This is a genomic window from Mesonia ostreae (genome assembly GCF_031845265.1).
GTDB classification, from domain to species: domain Bacteria; phylum Bacteroidota; class Bacteroidia; order Flavobacteriales; family Flavobacteriaceae; genus Mesonia; species Mesonia ostreae.
In genome coordinates this window covers 411,437-419,675 of record NZ_JAVRBG010000001.1, presented here as the reverse complement: position 1 = coordinate 419,675, position 8,239 = coordinate 411,437, and the positions used below count along the sequence as shown (strand labels likewise).

The following is an 8,239-nucleotide window of genomic DNA, read 5'->3' as shown; positions in this document are numbered from 1 at the left end:
GAAGATTATAAGAAAATCTATTCTGGACAGCTCAAATTATTTTAATACCTCGTGGGCTTGCCCCGAGGTAGTTTATTTCGTTCAATTTTTGAAATGTAAGTTCTGTCGGATTATTTCGAAAAACAAAACTCCTATAAATTTTCCCCAATTCGATAATTCCGTCATCCAAATCGGTCGCAAATGTTGATTGGATACTAAATACTAATAAAATGAATAATGTTAAATTCTTGTTCATAGGTTTTTTTTATGGTTACGCACAACTCATTACATCAACTCAAACATACACTTTTAACATAAATATGCGTAGGATAAAATCTCTATTCAACTCCTTTGTATATGTAATCAAGCCTTCCTCATAATAAATAATGGATAAAAAATCCAATTCTCTCCATCGCTAGGCAAGCGATTAAAAAGACGTTTATTTCTGGTCTTTCTGGCTAGACAAACGTTTAATGATTATCACCAGCTTTATTAAAAACCAGAGAAGAATTTAATCTTCTGATCTTTTTGAAAAGTTTTAGTTTAAAAACTACTTATCTATACTAAGCTTTTTCTGGATCAATAAACACATTGGTTTCTTGACGTTTATTTTTAGCGTCTTTTCTAGGCATAGTGCTAAAAATTACATCCCAAAACGGAGAAGAAACCCCAAAAGCTCTGTCAGATTCTCTATAGTGATGAATGCTGTGGTGATGCCACAAAATCTTCAAGAAATTATTAGGTACTCTAAAGGCGTGAACGGAGTAGTGTACCGCCAAATAACCCGCATAGCCCATAAGAAAGCCAGCTAAGAATCCAAAGGCATATTCCCCTAAAATTGCGCGATATATGATAAAGAATACGCTAGCTACAATTAAGCTCAATAAGGGTGGCATTGCCAATCTAGACTTGTCTTTTGGATAATCGTGATGAACCCCGTGCATGGTGTAAGAAATTTTTCTTTTACGCTCAGATGTAGCTGGGATATGGTATAAATAACGGTGCATAATATACTCCATTAAGGTGAAGAATAATAAACCTCCAAAAAACAGTAAAATCATGGAAGGTGTTGAAAATCCTTTTTCAAAAATTCCGTAATACACAAGAGCAGCCGCAATGACCGAAAATATGATAAGGGGCATAGAAATATGCGTATGCGTTAACTTCTCCAAAATAGGGTTATCAAATAATTTTGGTGATCCTTTATGTTTGGGTCTCTTTAATTTTGTTGATTCCATCTTTAAAATTTTTTAAAATAGTCCGTTTATTTGAGCGTCAATTTTGTTAATAATCTCTCCCAAATCTTCTGGGTCATCCACAAAGTTAATATTATCTACATCAATAATTAATAAATTCCCTTTGTTATACGTGGCTATCCAAGCTTCATAACGCTCGTTAAGTCTGCTTAAATAATCAATAGAAATAGTGTTTTCATAATCTCTGCCTCGACTATGTATTTGAGCTACCAAATTGGGAATGCTACTTCTAAGATAAATCAATAAATCGGGACCTGTAGTAACGCTTTCCATCAAATCAAAAAGAGACGAGTAGTTTTTAAAATCTCTATTAGACATAAGTCCCATAGCATGCAAGTTGGGTGCAAATATAAAAGCGTCTTCGTAAATGGTACGATCTTGAATGATGTTTTTTCCGCTGTCGCGGATTTCTAGAATTTGCCGAAACCTAGAGTTTAAAAAATAAACCTGAAGGTTAAAAGACCAACGCTCCATATTATTGTAAAAATCCTCTAAATAAGGATTTTCGAGTACATCCTCAAATTGAGGTTCCCATGTATAATGTTTGGCCAAAAGTTTGGTTAAGGTTGTTTTTCCGGCTCCTATATTTCCGGCAATAGCTACATGCATAAGATTTATTTTGATCAGTGGATTAGGTAATGCTTTACGTCTTTACCGTTGTAAATATAAAGGTTTTCGTTATTTAAGTAAAATTCTTTGACGTCATTTTCAGAAATTTTCAGGTCTAAGAATTTTCCTTGCATCGCTTTTAAAAACTGAAAACCGTTTTCATTTTTTGTAATCATCTTTTGGTCACTTACCTGAAACGCTGTGGATGGGGAGATTTCAAATTCTTTAATAAAACTCCCATATACATTATACATCTCTATGCTATTCTCTAATTGCACCCAAGCAAAGTTAAAATTGCTTTTTAAATTATAAACCTGGGTATTAAAAGGCTGCGAATGACTTTGAATTTTTTGGTTTTGATAATCATAGAGTTCTAATTGCTGCAAATCTGTATTGAAAATCCAAATGCTGTTATTTTTGGCCGTGGTTGCAAAAAGAACGGTTCTAAAGTTAGGCAGGTTGTTAAAATTAACTCGGGTAATTTCGTTTAAACGATTGTCTAAAATGATTACGGTATTCATATCGCGATAGAATAAAGTAATTCGTAATGGGTTTATGATATCTACGGAAGTAATTTTCCCTAATTGAAGATCACTAAACTGAAATTTCTTTTCTTTTTCAAGCTTATATAAGATGTTTTTTGTCTGTTGATAGGTGTTTCCATATTCATCAACGCCTATAAACTTTTCCGCAGTTAAAGGAGTTTCAGAAATAATTTGAGCAGTAAGTGCTTGGGCTTTGCTCTGCGAAACAGAACACATCAGAAAAAGGACAAAAGAGAATTTTAATAGCATAGCTTAAAGTTACAATAAAACCGATAACTCCCAAGAATTGGACCATAAACAGTCGATAGCATCGGTAAATAAATGAAATAGAAGACCAAAAAAGAATACTTTAAGAACTTTGTTTTTGATTATGAGTAAGAAAACCAAATAAATAGCTGCGGCAATATAGGTATGAAATGTATGAAAATTGATGGAACAACGATCTGGATCAAAAATAGGCTTTGCCCAAAGATGGTCTACATCTATAAGCATAGTAGCCAACAAAACCAAGTAGTATTTTTTCCAATTTTTTTTATCAAAGATATATGCGATAATTCCTATAACCAAAAAGTGAAAAGCGTAATGTACAGCATGTTGTAACATGAGCTTTATGGTTTTTCAATATCATCTTCATCTGGTAGTAAAAGATCTTTAAGTCGTTTTTCTAAGACGATGTATCTACCAATCCCAATAACGATAAACAATACGCATATAAAAAGTGCGAGATAACCAATAATGTGCATGTTTTCTTGGTTTTCTAATTGCAATAAAGCAGTTCCGCCCACAAGTAGATATAAGGAAGCACGAATGTATGCCAATAAAGTTCTTTCGTTAGCAAGTTTGGTTCGCTCTAGAGCCAAATGCTCCCTAAGGTTCTTCTCATTGGTGATTCTAGGTTTAAAAGGATTATGTAATTTTACTCTTTTCATAGTTTAAAATGGGAAAAAAAATGGAATTATAAAGGAAGCAGCGATCCAAATAATAAAATTAAGCGGGGTTCCAATTTTTAAAAAATCATTAAATTTATAATTACCGGGAGCATAAACCATGGTGTTGGTGGGATAGCTCACAGGAGTCATAAAAGTTAAAGAACACGCAAACATGACAGCAATTAAAAATGGTTTTTCGCTTAATTGCATCGCCCCAGCCAAACTAATTACAATGGGTGTCATTAATGCCGCCGCAGCTTTGCTCGACAATACATTGGTAGATAGGAAAGTAACTAAAAAAATAGTACTTAACGTAATTCTAGGATCTAAACTACCTAAACTTTGGTAAATATAGTCCGAAATAATATCAGAACCTCCCGTTTTTTCTAAAGCTTTTCCCATAGACAAAACACCCGCCATCATAAAAATCACTTTCCACTCTATGGCTTCATAAGCTTCTTTTGGCGACATCAGCGTGGTGGTTACAATAAGCAAACTTCCTACCAAAGCACTCATCAAAATAGACGTGATGTTGAGTGCAGCAGCCAAAATAACCCCAATCAAAATCAATAAGGTTGGGATAGCTCTTTTTAAACTGAAGCGAGCTCCTTGATATTCTGATAAAGTAATCATTAATTTTTCTGCGGTAAGCACATTTAGACTTTTAGTAGACGCGAATAATAATAATAAATCTCCCTCTTTTAATTGAATGTGCGATACATCATTGGTAATAATTTCCTTGCGCTGTCTTATGGCTAAAACTGAAGCGTAATACTGATTTCTAAAGTTGAGTTTTTTTAAATTTTTCCCTGCCAAAACAGATCCGTAGGGTATTAAAACTTCATAGATTTTCTTTTCGTGGTGATCATCCAAAATACTTTGATCTCCAATAAGATGATAACTTTCAATTTCTTGGAGCTTTGCCAAATTAGCCGGATCAATTAAAATTTTGATTTTGTCGTCTTGGCGAAGCACCGTCTCTGCATTGATCTCATACATTAAAGTATGCTTGCGTTTAATGCTTAAAATTTGTGCATCAAACTTTCTTACCAATCGGGATTTTGCGATGCTTACATCTACATCATCATTAATTTCTTTAAGCTCAATTTCAGCGATGTATTTTTCGGCTTCTGCTTTAAGCAATAATTCTTTAGATTCTCTCTTCGGAAGTAAAATAGGCGCGACAAAAAACATATAAACCATTCCAATAACCGATAGGCATAAAGCTGCCAATGAAAATTCAAACATCCCGAAGGGTTCTAAACCGCTTTCTTTGGCGTAACTACTTACTAAAATGTTGGTGGAAGTTCCTATAAGTGTACACGTGCCGCCAAATAAAGCCGAAAAAGAAATGGGAATCAATAATCTAGACGGAGCTATTCCTGTTTCTCTACATACCAACAAAGCCATTGGAATAAGAATCGCCACCACCGCCGTATCGTTAATAAATGCTGAAAATACTGCTGCAGTAACACAAAACACCATTAATGCAGCTACATAATTGAGCTTCGCTATTCGAATAATTTTACTGCTCAATCCATCGATTAATCCTGTTTTAAAAATGGCAGCGCTAATCACAAACATACAACCCAAGGTGATGGTGGCTGGGTGATTAAACCCCGCAAATCCTTCCTCCGGACTTAAAACTCCAGAAATAATAAATAGAGACATGATAAGAATAGAGGTAGTATCTATGGTAAAATAATCTTTTACAAATAGAAAAATACCAATCGCAATAATCCCAATGGTAATATAGAGCATCATCTTGCGTTTGTCTTATTGTGAACTACTAAAAATACATAAAAGAATAAATTAGTTGATGCCTTTGGCTTTTTATTAATAAAAAAAGCCCTCTATTTATTTATAGAGGGCTTTCAGGTTGACTAAACTCAATTCTTTAAAACTTAAATAAATTAAAATTGAGTTTTATATAGGGTACGGTAAAGCGTTCACTTTTTGTGAAGTAAGCTGTACTATTAGTCGTATAAACCCCTAGCATGAGTTCTATTTTTCCTTTTTTATAACCTAAGGCATAATTTGTGGCAGTATAATGTGAATACAAAGGAGAAGTAAAATAGCCTATGAGCTCATTACTATCATTATAAACTGATTCTTTATAAGTATAGTGAGCACTTCTGTTCATCAAAGAAACTCCTAGTCGTGCAAAAAGTTCAGCATTATTGAACACTTTTACATGATAATCAAGGTAAAAATGAAAATCCATCATTAAACCATAATTTCCCTTTATAGTCCCAAAATCATTGGGATGGTAATTGTCTGTAAAAAGATAGGTGTATCTAAAGCTATGGCTAAAGCCTACATTTAGATTTTGCGTAATAAAATAATCTAAAGTATAATTAAAAGCAAAACCATCATTTTGGTCATCAATACAATAGTTGTAAATTGAAAACCTTCATCAAGAGGAGCCCCATAAGGTAATGGCGTAATTCTATATTCTGGTCCTGCTTGTAAAAATAAATGCCCTTTTCTTTCTGGGTCTATAAATGATTTTTCTTCTAGGGTTTTTTCTTGTGCAAAACAATAAATGCAGTTAAATAAAAAAACCAAGGATATAAAGAGTCTTAAAGTCATACTTAATCTAGATTATATTCTATGCCAGAAACGTTTACAGAATAAGTGCGTGCATAAGGTAGGTTATAAGCATTATTAGGGTTCATAGAAACTTCTGCATGATGATATTCATCCTGCCAAGAACGATATTCAATATTTCTTTTATGTCCCGCAGGAAGATTGAAGTCTTGAACTTTCCTTCCAGCTGGCCATGGGTCACTTTCAAAAATTACATAAAAAATTATATCATTGTTAGTCGTTGTTTGATAGCTGTGCATATTGTAATCTACATTGTAAGTATGCCCAATTTTTCTTCTTTTAATTTTCTTTATACGTCTTCCATTATAACTGTAACAATCATCACTTGCTGTGATAAAGTCCCCACAATCTCCTGTGCTAGTAGGTAATCCACCTATTATACGGTAACCTTTAAAATGAACTTCAGATCTTCCACTATGCCAGTCTTCCTTATGCTGCTTCACCTTCATATCTCCAATCTTTAAACTTTGGTAAGTATTACCTGTAGGAATGCCGCCATTATAACCTCCATAAGGATCAAATGCCATAATCCCAAACTCAAAAGGAGCTACTCTACTTACAAACTCATCATCTATATCATCAGAAGTATACTGAGAAGGAATTAAATCAAGAGATGAATTTTCTTCATAAATTATAGCATATTCCTTTTTGTTTGTCAAATCGTAGGTAGGGAATAAATAAATAGGAGCTTCTGTATAATTGTTATTGATAACTTGGGTATATTTTTCATACAAAGTAATACTTGGATGCCAATCTTCTCCTTCAAGTCCCAGAAAAGCGTTAAAAGACCCTTGTATTTCAGTATAATTAATTCCAGCTAAATCAAAAGCATCTTTAATCCTTAGTTTTAGAGGATATTTTTCTATTGGAGTATTGTTTATGGTATCAGATAACGCTTCAAAAATGGCTTCTCTGTTTTCAGCAAAAACTTTCGCAATTTGCATTAAATGATTTTTTTGTAATCAAGTTTCTCCTCTATTGTGCCATTATCTATACCGTTTTTGCCTAGTATAGTGTTTTCTCGATTTAAGGTAGTTAACTCGTTATCTTCTGAAGAGTTTAATTCAGTATCAGATTCTAACGGTTCTTGTTGGCAAGAAAAAAGAAGCGCGAGAAATGCGAAACTTAAGAAAAAAAGAAAATTAGTTCTTACGCAATTGCGCTGTTGTGTTTTGTGTTTTAATGATTAAGAGGTTTTAAATTAGAATATTAAAATTATATTAAAAAATTAAATAAACACTTAAAAATTAACTTTATTTTTATAATTAATATCCCTTCTTCCTAGAAATAATATGTTTTAACTCTTTTCCTTCTTTTAGGCGTAGGTAATTTTCGGTGATTTGATTCGCTACCGAAGCGGGGTTGGTGACACTCGCTGTATGGGGGGTAATCGTAATTTTTTCGTTTTCCCAAAAAGGGTGATCTTTTGGTAAAGGCTCGTCTTGAAACACGTCTAAGGCGGCACCGCTAAGTTGTTCGGTTTCTAGAGCTTCTAGCAAATCACTTTCATTTAAATGCGCGCCTCGTCCTACATTGATGAGGTAAGCACCTTTGGGCATTTTGGAAAATAAATCTTCGTTTAAAATATCTTCAGTATCATCGGTTAACGGAAGTAAGCAAACCACCACATCTAAATCTTTTAAAAATGCAGATAAGCCATCTTCACCTGCAAAAGTATTGATACTTTCTATTTCTTTTTCTGAATTGGACCAACCACTTACCTTAAAGTTATTTTTCGCTAAGATTTGAGCTACGGGAAGTCCTATATTTCCTAAACCTAATACGCCAATGCGTGTTTCTTTAGGTTGTTTGTATGCAACGCGATTCCAATTTTTTTGTTGTTGCTGCAGCACATACTGCGGAATATTTCTGCAATAGTTTAAAACGCTTGTCAGTACAAAATACTGCAAATCTTCAATGAGTTGTTCATCTTCAATCTTGGTTACAATTACTTCCGCGTTAAGCGATTTATTTTTAGTGATATGTCTAATTCCCGCCCCCATAGAAGCGACTACCTTTAAATTGGGGTATTTGTCAAACACATCCTTAGGCGGATTCCAAGCCAATACAAAATCGGTATTTTCTCGGTCGGTATCTTCTGGGTAAACTTCAATTTCTAAATCAGGATTTTCATTCCAAAGCGCATCTTCCCAAGCTCTGGTATCATAATTTGGACTTATCATCACAATTTTCATAAAGGTATAATTTTGAGTTTTGGAGTGTTAGTTTGTTTTGGTTGTAATTTAAGAGCGTATTGATAATTTGAAATTTTCAAATTCCTTTTCCTCTGGAAAGGCCCGCACGGATGAAA

At 33.7% G+C, this 8,239-nt stretch carries 10 protein-coding genes; all 10 read right to left on the bottom strand.

Annotation, left to right across the window (positions count from 1 at the left end; genetic code table 11):
- Nucleotides 1–542 precede the first annotated feature (542 nt).
- Nucleotides 543–1,217, bottom strand: coding sequence for a sterol desaturase family protein (locus RLT85_RS02055; protein ID WP_311400377.1), 675 nt, complete (start codon nucleotides 1,215–1,217; stop codon nucleotides 543–545).
- Nucleotides 1,218–1,229: 12 nt separating this feature from the next.
- The gene (locus RLT85_RS02050; protein ID WP_311400376.1) at nucleotides 1,230–1,844 is read right to left on the bottom strand and encodes a deoxynucleoside kinase; all 615 of its coding nucleotides are present in this window, start codon (nucleotides 1,842–1,844) and stop codon (nucleotides 1,230–1,232) included.
- Between the two features lie 14 nt (nucleotides 1,845–1,858).
- Nucleotides 1,859–2,638 (bottom strand): hypothetical protein, encoded by a 780-nt coding sequence (locus RLT85_RS02045; RefSeq protein ID WP_311400375.1) that lies wholly within the window; start codon nucleotides 2,636–2,638, stop codon nucleotides 1,859–1,861.
- Between the two features lie 9 nt (nucleotides 2,639–2,647).
- Nucleotides 2,648–2,992, bottom strand: a complete 345-nt coding sequence (locus RLT85_RS02040) for a DUF6122 family protein (protein WP_311400374.1) — start codon at nucleotides 2,990–2,992, stop codon at nucleotides 2,648–2,650.
- Between the two features lie 5 nt (nucleotides 2,993–2,997).
- Entirely contained in the window at nucleotides 2,998–3,318 is a 321-nt protein-coding gene (locus tag RLT85_RS02035; protein WP_311400373.1) for a DUF202 domain-containing protein, read from the bottom strand.
- A gap of 3 nt (nucleotides 3,319–3,321) precedes the next feature.
- A complete protein-coding gene (locus RLT85_RS02030; protein ID WP_311400372.1) occupies nucleotides 3,322–5,082 on the bottom strand; it encodes an SLC13 family permease in 1,761 nt (586 codons plus the stop codon).
- A 133-nt stretch (nucleotides 5,083–5,215) separates the two neighbouring features.
- Nucleotides 5,216–5,545, bottom strand: a complete 330-nt coding sequence (locus RLT85_RS02025) for a hypothetical protein (protein ID WP_311400371.1) — start codon at nucleotides 5,543–5,545, stop codon at nucleotides 5,216–5,218.
- Nucleotides 5,546–5,664: 119 nt separating this feature from the next.
- A complete protein-coding gene (locus RLT85_RS02020; protein WP_311400370.1) occupies nucleotides 5,665–5,910 on the bottom strand; it encodes a hypothetical protein in 246 nt (81 codons plus the stop codon).
- Nucleotides 5,911–5,912: 2 nt separating this feature from the next.
- Entirely contained in the window at nucleotides 5,913–6,872 is a 960-nt protein-coding gene (locus tag RLT85_RS02015) for a hypothetical protein (protein ID WP_311400369.1), read from the bottom strand.
- A 321-nt stretch (nucleotides 6,873–7,193) separates the two neighbouring features.
- Nucleotides 7,194–8,123 (bottom strand): 2-hydroxyacid dehydrogenase, encoded by a 930-nt coding sequence (locus RLT85_RS02010; RefSeq protein ID WP_311400368.1) that lies wholly within the window; start codon nucleotides 8,121–8,123, stop codon nucleotides 7,194–7,196.
- Nucleotides 8,124–8,239 lie beyond the last annotated feature (116 nt).